Source organism: Kitasatospora sp. RG8, assembly GCF_017813315.1.
Lineage (GTDB): Bacteria > Actinomycetota > Actinomycetes > Streptomycetales > Streptomycetaceae > Kitasatospora.
In genome coordinates this window covers 434,184-452,195 of record NZ_JAGIYX010000003.1, presented here as the reverse complement: position 1 = coordinate 452,195, position 18,012 = coordinate 434,184, and the positions used below count along the sequence as shown (strand labels likewise).

General features: G+C 74.7%; 15 protein-coding genes. 4 read left to right on the top strand and 11 right to left on the bottom strand.

Annotated features, from left to right (window positions below; genetic code table 11):
* Positions 1-9: 9 nt before the first annotated feature.
* Together J5Y04_RS07350 and J5Y04_RS07345 are read right to left on the bottom strand one after the other, a co-directional pair.
* Positions 10-1,122, bottom strand: coding sequence for a sugar ABC transporter substrate-binding protein (locus J5Y04_RS07350; protein WP_209411008.1), 1,113 nt, complete (start codon positions 1,120-1,122; stop codon positions 10-12).
* 424 nt (positions 1,123-1,546) lie between these two features.
* Positions 1,547-1,840, bottom strand: coding sequence for a hypothetical protein (locus J5Y04_RS07345; protein ID WP_209411007.1), 294 nt, complete (start codon positions 1,838-1,840; stop codon positions 1,547-1,549).
* 390 nt (positions 1,841-2,230) lie between these two features.
* On the opposite strand from J5Y04_RS07345, the gene J5Y04_RS07340 reads away from it, so the two are divergent.
* Positions 2,231-2,701: a hypothetical protein gene (locus tag J5Y04_RS07340; protein WP_209411006.1), complete on the top strand. Its 471-nt coding sequence runs from the start codon at positions 2,231-2,233 to the stop codon at positions 2,699-2,701.
* Positions 2,702-2,881: 180 nt separating this feature from the next.
* The gene (locus J5Y04_RS07335) at positions 2,882-3,226 is read left to right on the top strand and encodes a hypothetical protein (RefSeq protein WP_209411005.1); all 345 of its coding nucleotides are present in this window, start codon (positions 2,882-2,884) and stop codon (positions 3,224-3,226) included.
* 159 nt (positions 3,227-3,385) lie between these two features.
* On the opposite strand, the gene J5Y04_RS07330 is transcribed toward J5Y04_RS07335, so the two are convergent.
* The 4 genes from J5Y04_RS07330 to J5Y04_RS07315 form a co-directional block, all read right to left on the bottom strand.
* Positions 3,386-4,210 (bottom strand): ABC transporter permease, encoded by an 825-nt coding sequence (locus J5Y04_RS07330; protein ID WP_209411004.1) that lies wholly within the window; start codon positions 4,208-4,210, stop codon positions 3,386-3,388.
* The gene (locus J5Y04_RS07325; RefSeq protein WP_209411003.1) at positions 4,207-5,238 is read right to left on the bottom strand and encodes an ATP-binding cassette domain-containing protein; all 1,032 of its coding nucleotides are present in this window, start codon (positions 5,236-5,238) and stop codon (positions 4,207-4,209) included. Before J5Y04_RS07325 ends, J5Y04_RS07330 begins: the two co-directional genes overlap by 4 nt.
* 277 nt (positions 5,239-5,515) lie before the next feature.
* On the bottom strand, positions 5,516-6,979 hold the full coding sequence (locus J5Y04_RS07320) for an MFS transporter (protein WP_209411002.1): 1,464 nt from the start codon (positions 6,977-6,979) through the stop codon (positions 5,516-5,518).
* A 264-nt stretch (positions 6,980-7,243) separates the two neighbouring features.
* Entirely contained in the window at positions 7,244-8,425 is a 1,182-nt protein-coding gene (locus J5Y04_RS07315; RefSeq protein WP_209411001.1) for a DUF6777 domain-containing protein, read from the bottom strand.
* A 635-nt stretch (positions 8,426-9,060) separates the two neighbouring features.
* Here J5Y04_RS07315 and J5Y04_RS07310 point away from each other — a divergent pair.
* The gene (locus tag J5Y04_RS07310; RefSeq protein WP_209411000.1) at positions 9,061-10,398 is read left to right on the top strand and encodes a streptophobe family protein; all 1,338 of its coding nucleotides are present in this window, start codon (positions 9,061-9,063) and stop codon (positions 10,396-10,398) included.
* 145 nt (positions 10,399-10,543) lie between these two features.
* Here J5Y04_RS07310 and J5Y04_RS07305 read toward each other — a convergent pair whose 3' ends face one another.
* The 4 genes from J5Y04_RS07305 to J5Y04_RS07290 all read right to left on the bottom strand — a co-directional run bounded on the left by J5Y04_RS07305 (position 10,544) and on the right by J5Y04_RS07290 (position 15,293).
* Positions 10,544-10,918: a DUF1304 domain-containing protein gene (locus tag J5Y04_RS07305; protein WP_209410999.1), complete on the bottom strand. Its 375-nt coding sequence runs from the start codon at positions 10,916-10,918 to the stop codon at positions 10,544-10,546.
* A 41-nt stretch (positions 10,919-10,959) separates the two neighbouring features.
* Positions 10,960-11,946 carry a serine/threonine-protein kinase gene (locus tag J5Y04_RS07300; protein WP_209411102.1) on the bottom strand — a complete coding sequence of 329 codons (987 nt, stop codon included), beginning with the start codon at positions 11,944-11,946 and terminating at the stop codon, positions 10,960-10,962.
* Positions 11,947-12,320: 374 nt separating this feature from the next.
* Positions 12,321-12,863 (bottom strand): hypothetical protein, encoded by a 543-nt coding sequence (locus tag J5Y04_RS07295; RefSeq protein ID WP_209410998.1) that lies wholly within the window; start codon positions 12,861-12,863, stop codon positions 12,321-12,323.
* Positions 12,864-12,926: 63 nt separating this feature from the next.
* On the bottom strand, positions 12,927-15,293 hold the full coding sequence (locus J5Y04_RS07290; protein ID WP_209410997.1) for an FHA domain-containing protein: 2,367 nt from the start codon (positions 15,291-15,293) through the stop codon (positions 12,927-12,929).
* A gap of 333 nt (positions 15,294-15,626) precedes the next feature.
* On the opposite strand from J5Y04_RS07290, the gene J5Y04_RS07285 reads away from it, so the two are divergent.
* Entirely contained in the window at positions 15,627-16,976 is a 1,350-nt protein-coding gene (locus J5Y04_RS07285; protein ID WP_209410996.1) for an acyltransferase, read from the top strand.
* A gap of 163 nt (positions 16,977-17,139) precedes the next feature.
* On the opposite strand, the gene J5Y04_RS07280 is transcribed toward J5Y04_RS07285, so the two are convergent.
* Complete coding sequence (locus J5Y04_RS07280) at positions 17,140-17,931, bottom strand: DUF3050 domain-containing protein (RefSeq protein WP_209410995.1); 792 nt, start codon at positions 17,929-17,931, stop codon at positions 17,140-17,142.
* Positions 17,932-18,012 lie beyond the last annotated feature (81 nt).

Genomic DNA, 18,012 nt, shown 5'->3' with positions numbered 1-18,012 from the left:
AGCGTCGGACTACTGGAGGCCGGCCGCGGTGCAGGCGGCGGCGTAGTCCGGCGTGCAGATCTGGGCGACGGTGTAGAGGCCGTCCTGGACCACGGTGGTCTTGATGTTGTCCTTGTTCACGACGATCGGCGTGATCAGGTTGGCCAGCGTCTTGTTGTTGCTGCCGTTGGTCGCCGTCGTCGGCACGACCGTGGGGTTGAGGGTCGCACCGCTGGCCAGGCTGACGGCCATCTCGGCCGCGGCGTCGGCCTCCGGCTTGAAGGGCTTGTAGATCGTCATGGTCTGGGTGCCGATCAGGATCCGCTGGATGGCGTCGAGCTGGGCGTCCTGACCGGTGAGCGGGACGTTGATCCCGGCCGCCTTCTGCGCGGTGGCGATGCCGGCGGCCATGCCGTCGTTGGCGGAGTAGATGCCGACGACGTTGTTCGCACCGATCGCGGTGATGCCCGCGGCGGCCTCCTGGTTGGCGATGTTCGGGTCCCACTGGGGAGTGTCGTACTCCTTGCCGATCTTCAGCTTGCCGTCCATGGCGCTGTGCGCGCCGGCCTTGAAGTCGGCCGCGTTCGGGTCGGTGGGCGAGCCGTTGATCATGATGATCTGTCCGGCGCCGGCCTTGTCGCCCACCGCCGCCACCAGGGCCTGGCCCTGCAGCTGGCCGACCTTGTGGTTGTCGAAGGACACGTACGTGTCGACCGGCCCCTGGGCCAGGCGGTCGTAGGAGACCACCTTGACGCCCGCGTCGTGGGCCTTCTGGACGGAGGACTGGATCGACTTGGAGTCCACCGGGTCCAGAATGAGGACCTTGTCGCCCTTGGTGAGGGCGGTGTCGACCTGGGTCTGCTGGGTCGTCGCGTCCTGGTTGGCGTTGTAGTAGTCGATCTGCGCGTTCGGGGCCAGTTCCTTGATCTTCTGCTCGATCAGGGGGCGGTCGAACTGCTCGTACCGGGTCGTCTTGGTCTCCGGCAGCAGCAGGCCGATCTTCACCGCCCCGGCTGCGGTCCCGCTCGCCGTTCCCGAGGACGTACTGCCGGTCGACTGCTTGGCGCTGCCGCAGGACGCCAGGCCGACCCCGACGGAAAGCACGGCGGCCACCGCGAGGGCGCGGCGAAGAGCGTTGGTCATGAGGATGCCTCTCCGGTTGAGTCCACCCCCGCATCCGAGTCTGTGAACACCGGGCCGCTACCACGATCCGGGCTGCGCCGAACGGGTCAGGATGACCACCCCGGACGGCCCCCCGGCCGCCGTGAGGCCCCCTGGGCCGTCCTGCCGGGCGCTCCCGTCGGCGGCTGCCGGGCGGGCGCCGCGGGCACGCTTGCGGCCGCGCCGGCACCTCAAGGGGCGGAGTGCGACGACGAGAGGAAGTCCTCACCCTTCGGTGGCACGCCGCGGCCGGCCGGACGGGCGTTCGTCGGCGCGGTGCGGCGCTCAGCCCGCTCGCGCTCGCCGCCCGGGCGGCGACGCCGCGCCCGTCCGGGGCTGAGCCGGGTGCGTTGCTCGGTGCGCCGCTCGGGCGCACTGCCGGCCGGAGGGGTCACGGCCGGAGGGATCAGAGGAGGGTCTGCTGCCAGTCCCACGGGGTGACCGTCGCCCGGTCCGGGTCCAGGGCGGCGCCGCGGCGGCGGGCCGTGGCGGCGGGGCCGAGGGCCCGCCGCAGGGCCTCGTCGAGGGCCTCGCGCTCCGAGCGGGCGCGGACGGCGCAGATCTGCCGGCCGTTCCCGGCACCGGCGGTCACGGGGATCTCGACGATCCAGAGCGGGCCGGTCCGCCCGGCCCGGTTCGAGGGGGTGGTGGGGGAAGTGCGGCCGGATGTGTGCAGCACTTCGGAGACAACAGCGTCCACGGATGGCACCGCCTTCTCGGGGGCTCCTTCCGCCCTCGGGGAGGGTGCTCGGCAGGAGGCCGTCTCTTGTCCCGGTGCGTCGCACCGGACTCGGGCGGTGCGGCCCCCTGTCGCACCGGAGGTCCCGCCATCTAAACCCGCCCGAGCGTCGGCGTCAATGGTCTAGGCCTTTGTGGGGAGCGGCCGGGCGGTGGGCCGGGACCCCTTGCGCCCGGCCGGCTTCGGCGGGGATGCAGGGTCGGAACAGGGCGTGCAGGTCGGCGACCACGACACGGGGCGACCGCGGTGCCGTGACGGTCGGCGCGCCCTCGATGCCCGGCCGGGGCTTTTCGGTGACGCATTCTCCCGGTCGGGGGAAGCCGCAGGGGCGGCCGGCTCGTTGGTCAGGGTGTGGGAGACGAGGCGGGTGAGGGCGCCCGGCGGGCGCCGATGGTGTGGGCCTTCGCGGTGCGCGAATCGGCCGGGGTGCTGGTCGCGGAGGCGATCGTGGAGGTCGGCGCGCGGCTGCACGGCGAGTTGGTGGTCGACGCCGTCGACAGCGGGTTCGTGCTCGCGGCGGGGGAGCCGCCGCCCACCACCGGGGTGGTCGAGGTGGGCGCGCAGCGGTTCGAGCGGCTGGTCCTGGTGGGTGGGCGGCAGGTGTGGGAGCCGGCCGCCGGGGTCGAGGTGTCGCCGGGCTGGCTGGCAGCCGCGGAGGGCCGGGGCGGCGTGGTGGTGATCGTGGTCCCGCCCGGCACCTGGCCGGTCGGCCTGATGAGCCTGGAGCCGCAGGAGCGGGTGGCGGCGTTCACCCGGAGCCTGGAGAGGGCGCGGGTGGCGGGCCGGCTGCTGCACGGGACGGTGGCCATCGAGAGCCGTTGAGGGGCCGCGGCCCCGTGCGCGCGTTTTTTCACCCGGTCGGGTCAGTGTCGCACCGCCCGCCGGGGCCCGGCCGCGACCGCCCGGGGGCCGTCCGACCGGCTGTCCGGGGGCCGTCGTCGGGCCGGAGCACGGGAGCGTGCCGGGCGGCGGGGCCGCCGGTGCGGTCGTAGCGTCGGGGGCATGACTGCCGAGGAGACGACGATGGTGGCGGTGGGGGTGCGCTCGGTGGCGGAGGTGTTCGCCGCCCTGGAGGCCGTGAACAGCCGCCGCCAGCCGTGGACGCGTTACGAGCACGGCGTCCTGGGCGCCTACCGCTGGGCGGTCGGGACCCAGGTGGGCGCACCGGTGACCGCGTCGGCGGCCGTCGGCGCCGCCGGCCCGTGCCGGGCCCAGCTGCTGGCGGAGTTCCAGGCCGCCGCCGTCCAGATCCGCGCGGGCGCCGGGCGCGGGGTGGACGCCGACTACGCCCTGGGTGCGTACGGCGCGCTGGCCTGGCTCTGCGGCCACCACGAGGAGCTCCCGTAGGCGCGGCGAGTCCTCCAGACACGGCAGGCCCCGTGGGCACGTGAACGCCGTCGGCCGGTGGAACCCGTGGGCCCGTGAACGCCGTGGGCCGGTGGAACCCGTGGCTCGGGAGTCGCCGTCGGCCGGACGCCGGCGCGCACCCGGTGGGCGGGAGACGCCCTACACCGCCCGGCGGTAGAACCAGACGCCCAGTGGGGCGAAGACCGCGACGATCCCGGCGTCCCAGGCGAGCGCCTCCCAGACCGCTGTGGAGGCAGGGCCGCCGAGCACCAGGACGCGGACCGCCTCGGCGGTCTTGGACACCGGCTGGTGCTCGGCGAAGGCCTGGAGCCAACCGGGCATGGTGCTCACCGGGACGAAGGCCGACGAGGCGAACACGAGCGGCGCGAGGACGGGGAAGGCGGCGGCCTGGGCCGTCTCCGGGTCGCCGACCGCCAGGCCGACCACCGCGAAGATCCACGACATCGCGAAGCCGAACGCCAGCACCAGCAGGACGCCGCCGAGGAACGCGGCCACGCCCGCGTGGATCCGGAAGCCCAGCGCGAAGCCGACGGCGGTCATCAGCGTCACCACGAACACGTTCCGCGCGAGGTCCGCCGTGGTGCGCCCGGACAGCACGGCCGACCTCGCCATCGGCAGCGAGCGGAACCGCTCCATCAGCCCGGTCTGCATGTCGGTCGCCAGGCCGATCGCCGTGTTCATCGACCCGAACACGGCGGTCTGCACGAAGATGCCCGGGATCAGGAAGTCCACGTAGCCGACCCCGGGCGGCAGCGCGGGGCCGACCACCCCGCCGAACACGTACCGGAACATCAGCACGAAGACCAGCGGCTGGATGGTGGAGAAGATCAGCAGCCGCGGCACCCGGCGCAGTGCGATCAGGTTGCGCCAGGCCACCGCGAGGCCGTCGCGCACCGGCGCGGCGATGCGGTCGCCGAGCTCGTCGGCACGGGTGCCGAGCCGGCCGGCGTCGGTCACGGTCATGACGGGCCTCCGGGGGAAGCGGCGCCTTCGGCGGGCGTGGGTTCGGCGGGTACGGTCCCGGCGGGAGCGGCCCCGGCGGCGGGCGCGGGGTCCTGCGTCCGGTGCCCGGTCAGGGCCAGGAAGACGTCGTCGAGGCTCGACTCGCGGACGGTCACCGTGTGCGGGACGAGGTGACCGGTGTCCAGCGAGTGCAGGACGTCGAGGAGCAGTCGCGACCCGTCCCGGGAGGCCAGTCGGAGCAGCGCCCCCTCGCGCTCGGGTGGCTCGCCGGTGCGACCGGCGATGACGGCGGCTGCCCGGACGGCCCGGCCCTCGTCGCCCATCCCCAGCTCGATCACGGTGTTCCCGAGCCGCGTCTTCAGGACGGCGGGGGTGTCGTCGGCGATGATCCGGCCCTCGTTGACCACCACGATCCGGGTGGCGAGCCGGTCCGCCTCCTCCAGGTACTGGGTGGTGAGCAGGACGGTCGTGCCGTCGCGGACCAGTTCGCGGATCAGCTCCCACAGCGCGGTGCGACTCTGCGGGTCGAGGCCGGTGGTCGGTTCGTCGAGGAAGAGCACCGGCGGCTCCGGCACGAGGGCCGCGGCGACGTCGAGCCGCCGCCGCATCCCGCCCGAGTAGGTGCGGACGGGGCGGTCGGCGGCCTCGGTGAGGTCGAAGCGGTCCAGCAGTTCGCCCGCGCGGGGGCGGAGGCGGGCGCGGGGGAGCTGGGTGAGGCGCCCGATCAGGCGCAGGTTCTCCCGCCCGGTGAGGTTGGGGTCGACGGCCGCGTACTGGCCGGCCAGTCCGATCAGCCGCCGCACGGTCGCCGCCTCGCGGACCACGTCGTGCCCGAGGACGACGGCGTGGCCGCCGCTCGGGCGCAGGATGGTGGTCAGGATCCGGATCGCCGTGGTCTTCCCCGCGCCGTTGGGCCCGAGCAGGCCGAACACGGTGCCGGCCGGGACCTCGAAGTCCACCCCGTCCAGGGCGACCACCGCACCGAACCGCTTGGTGAGACCGACGACGCTGATGGCTGCCTGTCCCATGGGCACGTCCCCACTCGCGATGACGGTTGCCGCCGGGCCGGCCCGGCCGGATCTTCTTCCATTGTCGTCCTCCCCGGCGCCCGCGCCCACGGCGGAGCGTCCCGCGCCCACGACGGTCCCCGGTGCCGGGCCGGGGCCGGGTCGTGGCCAGGAGCCGGGGTACGGCCGTGGCCAGGAGCCGGGGTACGGCCGGGGGCAGGCGCCGGGGTACGGACGGCCCGGGCCGAGCGTCGCCCTCCGTGGCGGTGGCGGCGCGCGCCCCGGGGCTGACGATCCGTCAACTCCGTGCGGAGACCGTCTCCGGACGGGCGGGGGCGGGCGCGGGTGGCGCCGGCCGGTTGCGGCGGGTGAGGGCCGACAGGGCCGCGCCGGCCACCGTTCCGGCCAGCAGGACGACGGCGCAGACCGTGGCGGCGTGGCCGACGGCGTCCGTGAACGCCCGTGCCACGTCCAGCGGTTCGGGTCGCGGGAGGCGGCCCAGGCCGGACTGGAAGCGGGTGGTCATCAGCGTGCCGAGGATGCTGGTGCCGAGCACCGCTCCGACCTGGCGGGCGGCGTTGACCGTCCCGGCCGCCACGCCCTCCTTGCCGCGCGGTACCTGGCCGACGGCCAGCGCGGTGGACGGCGCGTTGGCCAGGCCGCAGCCGAGGCCGAAGGCCACCAGTGCCGGGGCGTAGTCGCCGAAGGCGTCGGCCGCTCCGACGCCGGCGAAGAGTGCGGCGCCGGCCGCCGCCAGCAGCAGCCCGGCGAAGATCAGCGGTGCCGGCCCGACCCGCCGTCCGAGGATCCCCGCCAGTGCCGAGGCGACGATGAACGTGCCGAACTCGGTGAGGAGTTGGACGCCGACCTGGAGTGCGGTCAGCCCGCGCACCTGCTGGAGCCAGAGCACCTGGAGCAGGGAGAGGCCGACGAATCCGAACAGCACGGTGGCGGCCAGCAGCAGGGCTGCGCTGTACGAGGGGCTGCGCATCAGCCGGAGGTCGAGCAGCGGGTGGTCGCGGCGCAGTTCGACGACGGCGAAGCCGGCGAGCAGGGCGGCCGCCGTGACGGCGGCGGCCAGCGGCTTGCCCGCGAGGTAGCCGTGGTGGCCGCCGTCGATCAGCCAGTAGATCAGCAGGGCCAGCCCGGCGGTGGCGAGGAACTGCCCGGGCCAGTCCAGCCGGCCGCCCTCGACCCGGGACTCCGGCACGCCCAGCAGGGCGGCGGCCGCGGCGAGTGCGGCGATCGCCGGGCCGAGCCAGAAGGCCGTGTGCCAGGTCGACCAGCGCAGAGCCAGTCCGGCGGTGACCGGCCCGAGCGCCAGGCCGAGGCCGGACGCGGCGGCCCAGGCGGAGATCGCCCCGGCCCGGCGGCGCGGGTCCGGGAAGGCGTGGGTGACCAGGGCGAGCGAACTGGGGGTGATCAGCGCGCCGCCGAAGCCGGCGACCGCCTGCCCGGCGAGCACGGCGGCGAGGCTGTCGGCGGACACCAGGAGCAGGCCGCCGACGCCCATCGCCAGCGTGCCGATCAGGAAGATCCGCCGCCGCCCCCACCGGTCGGCGAAGGCGCCCGCGCCGAGCACCACGGACGCCACGACCAGGGTGTACATGCTCGGGACCCAGACCAGGTCGGCGGCGTCCAGGCCCAGGCCGGCGCGGACGGCGCCGAGGGTTCCGATGGTCTGGGTGGTCTGCATGAAGACGGCGAACAGGCCGAGGCAGGCGGCCAGCAGGACGGTCCCGCTGCGGTCAGTGCGCGGCATCGGGCACCTCGGGGGTACGGGTCGCGGTGGTGCGGGGGAGGGTCACTGGGGGCTCCAGGGCGCCGATGGATGAGGTGGTTTGAAATCAGAACTCACCCTAGCCTGGAGAGTTTGATAATCCAACCTTGCTGGTGGGGAGCGTGAAACGGCGGCGGGCGCCTCGTTCGCTCCGAGGCGCCCGCCGCCGTCGCGGGGGTGGGAGGGTCAGCCGGCGGTCGCACCCGGCCGTCGCACCCGTGGCTGTGGTGCGGGCGGGACGGCCGCTCAGGTCGCCGTCGCCGACTGCTGGGCCGAGGTCGTCGTGCCCGTGGCCGTCGTCGTGCCCGTGACCGTGGTCGTCGCTGAAGCCGTGGCTGTCGCCGTGGTCGTCGCCGTAGCCGTAGCCGTAGCCGTAGCCGTAGCCGTCTTCGCGGTCGTCGTCGTTGTCGCGGACGGTGTCACGGTCACCGTGGGCTTGCCGGACGAGGTCGGCGGCGAGGACGACGAGGTGCCGGCGGAGGACGTCGACGAGGAGGCCGACGCCGAGCCGGTGCTCGCCGAGGACGACGGCCCGGACGGCGAGCCGGAGGAGTGGGTGGCCGAGCCGGAGCCGGAGGTGGAGCCAGAGGTGGAGGCCGAGGTCGAGGCCGAGGTGGACCCCGACACCGAGGCGGACGGCGTGGCGGGCTTCATCGGCTCGGCCGGCGGAATGCCCGGCGCCAGCTCCTTCGGCGGCTGGACCGGCCGGTCCTCCACCTTGACCTGTCCCGTCACCCGGGCGAACCAGCCGCCGGTGGAGACGTTCACCAGGATGAACTCCTTCACCGGCTGCGGCGCCGGCACCACGACGACCAGCGTGGACGGGTGGAAGCCCGCCCAGGAGGTGCCGGTGTACTTGGCGTCGGTCACCAGGGTCGGCGGTCCCAGCGGATTGCCGCAGGCGCACCGCACCCGGGGAACGCCCTGCGCGTCCACCAGGACGGAGGTGCCGGCCTGCAGGACGGACTGGTAGGCGACCGACGCACCGCCCTTGTAGGCGTGGTTGGTCACCCGGGTGTCCACCCGCAGGTAGGCGGAGGTCAGCGAGCGCAGGTAGGCCGGAATGTCCGCCTGGCTGATTCCCTGGGCCGACGCCCAGGCCCGTCCGGTGTCCCCGGTCGACGTCATCGAGATCAGCCGGTCGACGTCGCAGGCCGGTTTGGACATCGAGCCCGCGTACAGCCCGGCCGACGAGCCCTGCACGCTGTGGATGCCGGTCGGCGAGGCCGCGGCGGTGGTCTTCGTGCTGCCGCCCGGACTGGCGGGAGCGGCCGACGTCGGCTGCGGGGCGGTGACGCCGGTGGTTTCCACCGACTGGGTGAACGGCGCCGGACCCTGGTCGGACGGCGTCTGCAGCGCCACCTCGTTGGCGGCCGGGATGGCGTCGCTCGCCCCGCCGTTCTTGCCGTTGCTGTTGATGATCAGCACCGTCGCCAGGACGGCCAGCGCGGCGGTGCCCGCGGCCAGCGCCAGCTTCCTGCCGGAGCGCCACCACGGCGTCGGACGCCCACCGGACGGCCCGCCCGGTGCGCCGGCGGAAGGAGCGCCCGGGCCTGAGGGCCCGGACGGGGGAACGGACGGCGGGCCCGACGGCGGGCCTGAGGGCGGCCCGGAGAGCGGTCCGGACGGCGGGCCCGAGGGCGGTCCGGACGGCGGTCCGGACGGGGGCGGTTGGGAACTCATCGAGGCTCCGTTTCGCAGGCTGCCGGCGAAACGACCGGCACAGAAGGCTCCTGCCACTGGCTTCCATTTCTGCCCCCGCCGACCGGACGCCGCAACACCAGGTGGCGCCACCGTCGCCGTCCGCGCGCGGCGTCGTCCCCGTCGGTTCGTGGCGCTTCCGCCCACCGACGTCCGTCCGTGGCACCGCCGCCTCCATCGGCGGCGACACCGCCCGGCTGCCTGCACGCGCCGTCGCCGTCCGCCCGCTGGGCTGTCGCCGTCCGTCTGCCGCGCCGTCCGTCTGCTGCGCCGTCGCCGTGCGTACGCAGCGCGCGGCGGACCGTCCTGGGTGAACCTGGTCTCAGACGCGAGGGGGGCACCCGAGTCCACGAGGAGCCCCCATGCATCCGGAGCCCCCCACCGCGGCGGCGGGACCGCCCGGCGCCCTGCGCGGCTGGCTGGACGCGCTCGCGGTCGTCCTCGCCGGGCTCGCCGCGATGGCGGCCGTCGCCGCGCTCGGCCTCTGGGCGGCCGGCGCCGACGCGCTGCCGGGCGGCGGCTTCCCGTCGGTCCTGGCCGCCACGCTGGCACTGGCCGTCGGTGGCACCGTCCAACTCGACGGGGGCGCCGGCTTCTTCGCCCACGTGGACGCGGGCATCACCGCGATGCCGCTGACCGTCGGCCTGATCGGCGCGCTGGTCATGACCGAGGTGTTCCTGCGCCAGCTGCGGTTCCGGGCCGTCGCCCACGGCGGTGAACTGCTCGGCCGGGTCGCCCGGACGGCGGCCGTCTGGGTGGTGGCGCTCGCGCTGCTCACCGTCGGCGCCCGGCACACGTTCGCCGTCCCGCTCGGCAACGACCTCGTCGAGCAGCTCGGCGGCGCCCTCGGCCTGGCCCCCGAGGTCGGCTTCCACGCCGAGGCGGCGAGCACCATCGGCCTCGGGCTGCTCTGGCTGCTGGTCGTCCTGGCGGCCGCCTTCGCCGTCTCCCGCCGGGCGCCGCTGCCGAGGGCCCTGGTGCCGTTCCAGCAGGCCGTCCGCCCGGCCGCGTTCGCGATGCTGCTGGTGCTGCTCGCCTACGTGGCGATCGGGGTGGTGGCGGGCCTGCTGACCGCCGCCGTGCACGGCAATGCGCGGGAGACGATGGCCGTGCTCCTGCTGGCCCTGCCCAACCTGGTCTGGCTGGCGTTCGGCGTCGGGCTCGGCGCCGAATGGCACGGCCACCTGGCGGGCGCGGTGGGTCTTCCGGTGCCGAAGTCGCTGGCCGCGGTGCTCCGCGCACCGGACGGCCAGGAGGCCACCGTCAGCCTCGGCACCCTCGCGGAGCAGGACGCCCGCGCCTGGTGGCTGCTGCCGCTGGCCGCCGTGCTGATGCTCGCGGCCGGGTTCCTCACCGCGTACCGCTCGCCGAGTGGTGTCCGGGTCTGGCGGCACGCCGTCCGGCTGGGCGCGGCGGCGGCCGTCACGATGCTGCTGGTGGGCGTCTGGACCCGGGTGTCCGCCGACTACGGGCTCTCGGTGCTGGGCGTCGGTGTCGGCGAGGGCGGGCTCGGCGACCTCCTCGGGTCCGTCCTCGGCGGGAGCAACCCGCTGGCCGGCCTCGGCGGCGGCTCGCTCTCGCTCAGCGCGCAGCTCTGGGTGGCCGTCCCGCTGGCGGCGGGGTGGGGGCTGGTGGCGGGGTGGCTGGGCGGCCTGCTGGCGGCGGGGCTGGGGCGGCCCGGCGAGGTGAAGAGCCCCTAGCGCTGCCCCGAGCGGCCCGGCCCTGAGCGGCCCGGCCCTGAGCGGCTCGGGTCAGGTCAGATCGGGTCGGCTCGGGTCGGCTCGGCTCGGGTCGGAGTGGGCCGGCGGGGCTCGGAAAGCGGAACGGCTCGGAGAACGGAGCAGCTCAGAACAGGTCGGCGATCAGGACCACCGCCGGGGGGACCGCCTGGCCGAGGGCGCCGCGCCAGAGTCTGGGCTCGGAGACGAAGAGCGTGATCCCGCCGGCGATCATGAACGCGCTCACGTAGGTGATCAGCGCGCGGCCGGTCGTCCCGTGCCCGGTGTGCAGGGCGGTGACCCCGACGCCGAGGCCGAGCGCGAGGAACAGGTTGTAGAAGCCGACGTTGAAGCGCCAGAGCCGGACCTCGGGCGCGTCCGCCGTGCTGCCGGTGAGCAGGTAGCGGACCCGGGGATGCCCGTAGAGGAAGCTCTCCAGCGGCCACACGATCACGTGGATCGCTGCGGCGAGCAGGGCGAAGAGCTGGCTGACGGCGTTCATGAGGGCTCCGCGTTCGGGGGAGGGGCTCGGGCCGGGCGGGTTCAGTGCTGAGGCGGGCGGACGACCGGGGCCGCCCAGGGCGGGGGCTCGGGGACGACGGGCGGTTCGGTCGGACCGGACGAACCGATGACCGGGACGACCTGGGTCGGCGGGCCGCCCGAGCGCCACGCCTCGCCGGGCCCGGCGCCGGCGCCGGCGGCGATGGCGGCCCGCAGTTCGGCGATGAACTGGAGACAGTCGGCGTACCGCTGTTCGGGGGCCTTGGCGAGCGACCTGGCCACCACGGCGTCCACGGCGGGGGACAGGTCGGGGCGGTGGTCGCGCAGGGTGGGCGGCGGGTCGTTGAGGTGGGCCCAGAGCAGCGCGAGATCGCTCTCGCGGCGGAACGGCGGCGCCCCGGCCAGCATCTCGAACACCACGCAGCCCAGGCCGTACTGGTCGCAGCGGCCGTCCAGCGGCCGGCCGGAGATCTGCTCGGGCGCGGCGTAGTCCAGGGTGCCGACGATCTGGCCGACACTGGTCAGCCCGCTGAGCGAGAGCGACTTCTTGGTCAGCCCGAAGTCCGCCAGGTAGAGGTGTTCGGGGTGTTCGCTGTCGGTCCCGGCGGCGACCAGCACGTTGCCGGGCTTCACGTCCCGGTGGACCAGGTCGCGGTCGTGCGCGGCGTCCAGGGCCGAGGCGATCTGCAGCGCCAGCCGGGCGGCCCGCTCGGCCGCGAACGGGCCGCCGCGGTTCATCAGGCCGCGCAGGTCGCCGCCCTGGACGTAGCGCATCGCGATGAACAGGATGCCGTCGGCCTCGCCGGCCTGGAACACCGGGATGATGTGCGGATGGTCGATCGCGGCGGCGGCCTCCGACTCGTGCATGAACCGCTGCCGGAACACCTCGTTGCGGGCCAGCTCGGGCGCCAGCAGCTTCACCGCCACCGTCCGGCCCAGCCGCAGGTCCTTGGCCCGGTAGACGACCGCCATGCCGCCCCGCCCGATCTCGGCCTCCAGCCGGTAGCCGGCCACCTGGCGGCCGACCATGCCGGACGGCAGGCTGGGGGAGCTCTCCGGCTCGCGCGGGGAGCGGGCGGGCTCCGTGCCGGGCAGGTGCGTGCTGTCACCGGATTCGGCGCGGCGCGGTTCCGTACCGGCGGGCTCTGCGTCGTCGGGCTGCGAACCGCCGGGCTGCGAACCGGCGGGCTCTGCGTCGCCGGGTTCCGAACCGCTGGGCTGCGAACCGCTGGGCTGCGAACCGCCGGGCTCTGCGTCGCCGGGGCTCGCGTCGCGGGGTGCGGGGCGGCGGGGCTCCGTGCCGCCGGGCTCCGTGCCACCGTGCTCCGCCTCGGTGCCACCGTGCCCTGCCTCGCCGGGTTCGGGGTGGCGCGGGTTCGGTCCGTCCGGCCGGTCCGGGGGGATCACGGCTCACCCGTCCGGGTCGGCTCGTACGCGCCGGGCGGGGCGGGCGGCGCCGCCTGCGGGCGCCCGGCGACCGCGTAGGTCTGCAGCTGGAGGCCGTCGCAGTAGCACCAGCGGTCGTGCACCGGGTCGAACACCCAGAGCTCCTCGCCGTCGATCACCAGCCCGATCCGCAGGCCGCGTGACCGGTCCCGGAACGTCTCCAGGTCGCTGCTGCCGGCGGCGAGGTCCTCCAGCAGGGAGCGGTAGCGGGTCAGGGCCCCCTCGGCCTCGGCCAGCGCCGGGCGCGGGTCGGCCGTGCGGGCGGGCGGGCCGAGGGCGCCCGGCGGCGCCTCGGGGAGGGAGACCAGGAGCCGGCCGTCCACCCAGGTGGACCAGCCGTTGGAGCAGAGCACCTGCCCCCAGTCGCCCTGCCGGCCGATCAGCCGGACCGGCAGCAGCGGGTCCAGCGGGGTGGAGGGCCGACCCGGGTCCGGCGCCGCCCAGGTGGCCATCCCGCCCGGCGGGGCGACGTGGGTCGGGCTGAACTCGAACTCGTCCATGGGCGGCTGCCTGTCTCCCGGCTGCTTGTCGCAGGGCTGCTTCCGGTGTTCCCGATGCTCGCGCTACTTCCGCATGATCGCCGGCTCCTGCCGGCGCAGCAGTGCCAGCACGGCGACGCCCAGCACCGCCGAGAGGCCCACCAGCATGCCCATGCAGCGCAGCCAGCGGGTGCGGTCGGGGCGGAACAGCGGGTCGGCGGTGATCGCGGTCGGGAAGACCGTGTGCAGGTCGATGGTCTGGGCCATGGCGGCCAGACCCCAGCGCGACGGCACCAGCCAGGCGAACTGCTCCAGACCGGGAACCCCGTGCAGCTTCAGCATGGCGCCGCTGAAGACGATCTGCACCACCGAGAGGAGCACCAGCATCGGCATGGTGGCCTCCTCCTTGCGGACCAGCGCCGAGACCAGCAGTCCGAGCATCATCGCCGAGAAGGAGAGCAGCGCCACGGCCAGGATCAGCTCGGCCAGCGGCGGCAGCACGACGCCGCTGTGCACCCGCACCCCCGTGGCCAGCGTGGGGCTGAGCTCGACCCCGGCGAGGCCGACGGTGGTCAGCACGCCCGCCTGCACCACCGTGATCGTGCCGAGCACCACCACCTTGGAGACCAGGTACGCCGATCTGGACAGCCCGACCACCCGTTCGCGCTGGTAGATCGGCCGTTCCTTGACGATCTCGCGGACGGCGTTGGCGGAGCCGGTGAGCAGCCCGCCGATGCAGAGCGTGAGCACCACGTTGATGGCGTTCTCGGAGGTGATCCGGGAGCCGGCCATGGCCCGGCACATGACGCCGATGATGAACGGCAGGGCGATCATCACGGTGAGGAAGAGCCGGTCGGCGGCCAGCACGGCGGTGTAGCGGCGGACCAGGGTGGCCAGTTGGGACGCCCAGCCCTGCGGCTTCTCCGGGCCGATCGGGCTCCCGCCGGCCGGGGCGGCGTACGGGGCGGGGACGGCCGGCAGCGCGCCGGCGGCCACGTACCGCTGGTACTGCGGGGACTCCCGGAACCGGCGCTGCCAGGCGGCGTGGTCCTCGCTCTCGAACGCCTCGAAGGCCTCCGGCCACTCGGTGTAGCCGAAGAACTCCAGCGCCTCGTCGGGCGGGCCGTAGTAGGCGGTCCGGCCGCCGGGGGCCAGCACCAGCAGCCGGTCGCAGACGGACAGGCTCAGCACGCTGTGGGTGACCACGACGACCGTGCGGCCGTCGTCGGCGAGGCCGCGCAGCATCGTCATGACCGAGCGCTCCATGCCCGGGTCGAGGCCGGAGGTCGGCTCGTCGAGGAAGAGCAGCGAGGGCTTGGTGAGCAGCTCCAGGGCGACGCTGACGCGTTTGCGCTGGCCGCCGGAGAGGCTGGAGATCACCAGGTCGGCCCGGCTCTCCAGGCCGAGTTCGCGGATCACCTCGTCGACCCGGGCCTCGCGTTCCTCCCTGCTGGTGTCGCCGGGGAACCTTAATTCGGCCGCGTAGGAGAGGGCGCGGCGGACGGTGAGCTGGGTGTGCAGGATGTCGTCCTGCGGTACCAGGCCGATCCGGCGGCGCAGTTCGGCGTAGTCGCGGTAGAGGTCGCGCCCGTCGTAGAGGACGGTGCCCTCGTCGGCGGGGCGCAGCCCGGTCAGGGCGTTGAGCAGGGTGGACTTTCCGGCGCCGCTCGGCCCGGCCACCGCGAGCAGGGCCTTCTCGGCGAGCGGGAAGCCCACGCCGTCGAGCAGCACCCGGTGGTCGGGACCGACCCGGACCACCAGGCCCTGGACGTTGAGCGAGATCTCGCCGGTGTCGGTGTACTCGACCAGTTCGTCGCCGGACAGGCAGAGCGCGGAGTGGCCGATGCCGACGATGTCGGCCGGGCCGACGGGGGCCCGGTCCACCGGACGGCCGTTGAGGTAGGTGCCGTTGTGGCTGGACAGGTCGACGATCTCGTGGCCGCCGTCGGGGAGGGTGCGCAGTTCCGCGTGGTGGCGGGAGACCACCAGGTCGTCCAGGACGAGGTCGTTGTCGCCCGCCCGGCCGATCCGCACCGTCCGTCCCGGCAGCCGGATGATCGCGCTGGGTGCGCGGAAGACGCCCGAGGCCTGCGGGGCGATCAACGACGGCCGTTCGCCGACGGCGGGCGCGGGCAGGCCGGCGAAGCTCGCGGACGGGCCGTCGGCCGGATCGCCGAACCGCAGCCGGGTGCCCGGGCCGACGTCCTCCTGCCGGATCCGGCGGCCGTCGGTGAAGGTGCCGTTGGTGCTGCCGACGTCCTCCAGGAGCCAGTGGCCGGCGGCGGCGCGCAGCACGGCGTGGTGCCAGGAGACCCGGGGGTCGTCCAGGACGATCTCGCTGGTCGGGTCGCGGCCGACGTGGTAGGCCCGGCCCGGGTCGATCAGCTGCGAGTCCGAGTCGGTGACGAGTACCAGTGGCGGCGCGTCGGGTGCGCCTGCGCGCTCTCCCATGCCTGGGATTCTAGTCCGGACGGGCGGGCGCAGCAGGGCGGGACCGCGGTGTGCCCCGTCGTGGCCAGGCGGCGTGACCTGTGGCGGGCAGGGCGTGCGGGCGTCGGCCGGCACCGCGTGGGGGCGGTGGCAGGCACAGCGTGGGGGCGGTGGCGGGCAGGGCGTGCGGGCAGTGGCGGGACCGAAAAATTGGACTGGACCACTGGATCGGCGCCGGGCCGCTGCCCTATCGTTCGGGGTGCCGCCCCGCCGTCCGTGGGTGCCGCCCTGTCATCTGCCGTGCACGACTCCTTTTGCCGTGCACGACTCCTTGCGAGCCCCGGGGATGGACACATGAGCGTCTGGCCGCAGTTGCGCGACTCCCGGCACGTCCGGGCCGGCCGGGCCCCCGGGACGATCCTGCGCTGCGGGCTGATGGACACCATGCTGGCCGACCTCTCCGTCTCGGTCGTCCTCTTCTTCCAGCAGGCGCTGGACGAGGACCGGCTCGCCGCCGGGCTGGCCCGGGCGCTTGAGCGGGTCCCCGTGTTCGCCGGACGGCTGCGCACCGTCGACGGCGCCCTGGAGGTGGTCTGCGACGACTCCGGTGTCCCGGTGGACGGTTACGACGTCGACGGCACCCTCGCCGAGGCGATGGGCCGGCTCACCTCGGCCGGCGCGCAACTCGTCGACCCGGTGGACGCCCCCGCCGCGCGGGCCGGCGGCGTCCCGCTGCTGACCGTGCGGCTCACCCGGCCCTCCGCCGGCGGCACCGTGCTCGGCTGCTCCTGGCACCACGCGATCGGCGACCTGCAGAGCTTCATGCTGTTGATGCACGCCTGGTCCGCCGCGGTCGAGGGCGAGGAGCTTCCCGAGGCCGAGCTGATCGAGGATCAGGACGCGATGCTCGACGGCCTGTTGCCCGCCGAGGACTGCGGCCGGCCGGGATTCCGGCTGCCCTCGCCGGTCGAGGCCGCCGTCCTGGCCCGCGAGGTGGCGGCCGGGCCTCGGGCCAACCGGACCGTCCAGATCTACTTCGGTGACGACGAAATCGCCCGGATGCGTGCGGACTTCGAGAAGGAGTCGGGTCGGCGTCTCTCCTCGGGCGACGCGATCTGCGCCCATGTCGTCTCGGTCGTCCGCGAGTTGGACGGCGACCGGGAGGAGCGCCGGCTGACCGTCCCGGTCAACGCGCGCCGCCCGCTCGGCCTGCCGGCGTCCCTGGTGGGCAACCTGCTCAGCGAGGTCCACCTCGCGCAGGTGCCGGAGGACGGGCCGGCCGCACTCGCCGCCGCCCTCCGGACGGCGGTCGAGGACTTCACCGGGGAGCACCTCAACCTCCGCTCCAACCTGGCCTTCCTGGAGTCGCTCGGACGCGACCGGCTGCGCGACTGCGTGCCGCTCGGCTTCGACCCGGAGCAGCGCCGGTTCAGCTTCTCCAACTGGAGCCGGTTCGGGGCGTACCGGATCCGCTTCCAGGGCTGCCGGCCGGTGTTCTTCAGCCCGGCCGCCAACTACCCGCTGCCGTGGGTCTCCTGGACGGTCGAGGGCTTCCACGGCACCGGACTGCTCACCACCGTCGTGCTCCCGGCCCGGCTGGCCGCCCGGCTGCGCGGTGCCGAGGGCCGGGCCGCGCTGCACCGCCACCGCGACCCGGCGGACGTGCTGCCGGCGGTGGCCGCCACGGTTCCCAAGGTGCTCTGAAAGGCGCGCTGAGCGGCGTCGGGTGGCGTACCGGTTGGCTTCGGGAGGCGTGTCGGGTGGCGCCCGGGGCGGGCCGCCCGGGGTCATGCCGGGAGCGGGCCCCGGGGCATGCCGGAGGGGGACGGCCGCCGCCCGGCCGCCCCCCTCCGCCCTCCCGGTCGGATCAGGCCGGGAAGGCCTCCTCGATCGCCGTCCAGAGCTGCACCCGGGCCCGCAGGGCGAGGCGGACGGTCTCCGCGCAGGCGGCCCACTTGGCGTCGTCGTCGCCGTTGAGGTCGATCAGCATCTGCATCGCCATCGGCGTGTGCTGCTCACCGTCCACCTCGATGTGCCGGGCGAGGTAGTCCTTGAAGACGGTCAGCGCGCTGTCCGGGTCCTCGATCTTGATGACCTGCGCGAACATGTCGGGGATGAGGTCTTCGCGGCCGAACGCGAAGGCGGCGGCGCGGCAGTGGACCGGGGCGTTCTCGATGATCTCCCAGGTGGTCGAGGTGAAGTCCACGGCGGCCTGCGGAACCCCGGCGCCCTTCAGCGCCTCGGGGACCGCGGTGCCCGAGCGCAGCAGCCCCAGGAAGTCCTCGACCGGCTTGGGGTCGGCGCCGGCCTGCCGCATGCCCTCGACGTACAGCTCGAAGTGGCTGGTGTAGCCCTCGCCGAGCTCGTCGCTCTCCTCCACCAGGACGATCTCGTTGATCAGCCGGCGGCTTGCGGTCGGCCCGTTCGGGACCCACGGCACCTCGACGCTCGTCAGCTCGCGCTGGAGGCTCTTGAGCAGTGACATGAAGTCCCAGACCGCGAAGACGTGCCGGTCCAGGAAGGTGCGGACCCGCCCGATGCTGTTCAGGCCGCCGTAGACGGTGTGGCCGACGACCTCGCGGCGCAGCGGGTCGATGGCCTGCTGGAGGCTGCTCAGGCCGGGGTGCGAACGGTCCCAGTGGTAGCGGTTGGTGGACATGTGGGGCTCCTCACGGGGGAAGGGGCTGGTGCGGGGTTGGTGCTGGTGCGGGGTGGTGCTGGTTCGGGTCGGGTGCGGGGT

What these genes read in the sequence shown, in the direction of transcription:
- J5Y04_RS07280 (WP_209410995.1), bottom strand. Translation starts at nt 17,931, where the DNA reads ATGTCCACCAACCGCTACCACTGGGACCGTTCGCACCCCGGCCTGAGC.
- J5Y04_RS07305 (WP_209410999.1), bottom strand. Translation starts at nt 10,918, where the DNA reads ATGAACGCCGTCAGCCAGCTCTTCGCCCTGCTCGCCGCAGCGATCCAC.
- J5Y04_RS07300 (WP_209411102.1), bottom strand. Translation starts at nt 11,946, where the DNA reads ATGGTCGGCCGCCAGGTGGCCGGCTACCGGCTGGAGGCCGAGATCGGG.
- J5Y04_RS07310 (WP_209411000.1), top strand. Translation starts at nt 9,061, where the DNA reads ATGCATCCGGAGCCCCCCACCGCGGCGGCGGGACCGCCCGGCGCCCTG.
- J5Y04_RS07290 (WP_209410997.1), bottom strand. Translation starts at nt 15,293, where the DNA reads ATGGGAGAGCGCGCAGGCGCACCCGACGCGCCGCCACTGGTACTCGTC.
- J5Y04_RS07320 (WP_209411002.1), bottom strand. Translation starts at nt 6,979, where the DNA reads ATGCCGCGCACTGACCGCAGCGGGACCGTCCTGCTGGCCGCCTGCCTC.
- J5Y04_RS07285 (WP_209410996.1), top strand. Translation starts at nt 15,627, where the DNA reads ATGAGCGTCTGGCCGCAGTTGCGCGACTCCCGGCACGTCCGGGCCGGC.
- J5Y04_RS07335 (WP_209411005.1), top strand. Translation starts at nt 2,882, where the DNA reads ATGACTGCCGAGGAGACGACGATGGTGGCGGTGGGGGTGCGCTCGGTG.
- J5Y04_RS07325 (WP_209411003.1), bottom strand. Translation starts at nt 5,238, where the DNA reads ATGGGACAGGCAGCCATCAGCGTCGTCGGTCTCACCAAGCGGTTCGGT.
- J5Y04_RS07350 (WP_209411008.1), bottom strand. Translation starts at nt 1,122, where the DNA reads ATGACCAACGCTCTTCGCCGCGCCCTCGCGGTGGCCGCCGTGCTTTCC.
- J5Y04_RS07295 (WP_209410998.1), bottom strand. Translation starts at nt 12,863, where the DNA reads ATGGACGAGTTCGAGTTCAGCCCGACCCACGTCGCCCCGCCGGGCGGG.
- J5Y04_RS07330 (WP_209411004.1), bottom strand. Translation starts at nt 4,210, where the DNA reads ATGACCGTGACCGACGCCGGCCGGCTCGGCACCCGTGCCGACGAGCTC.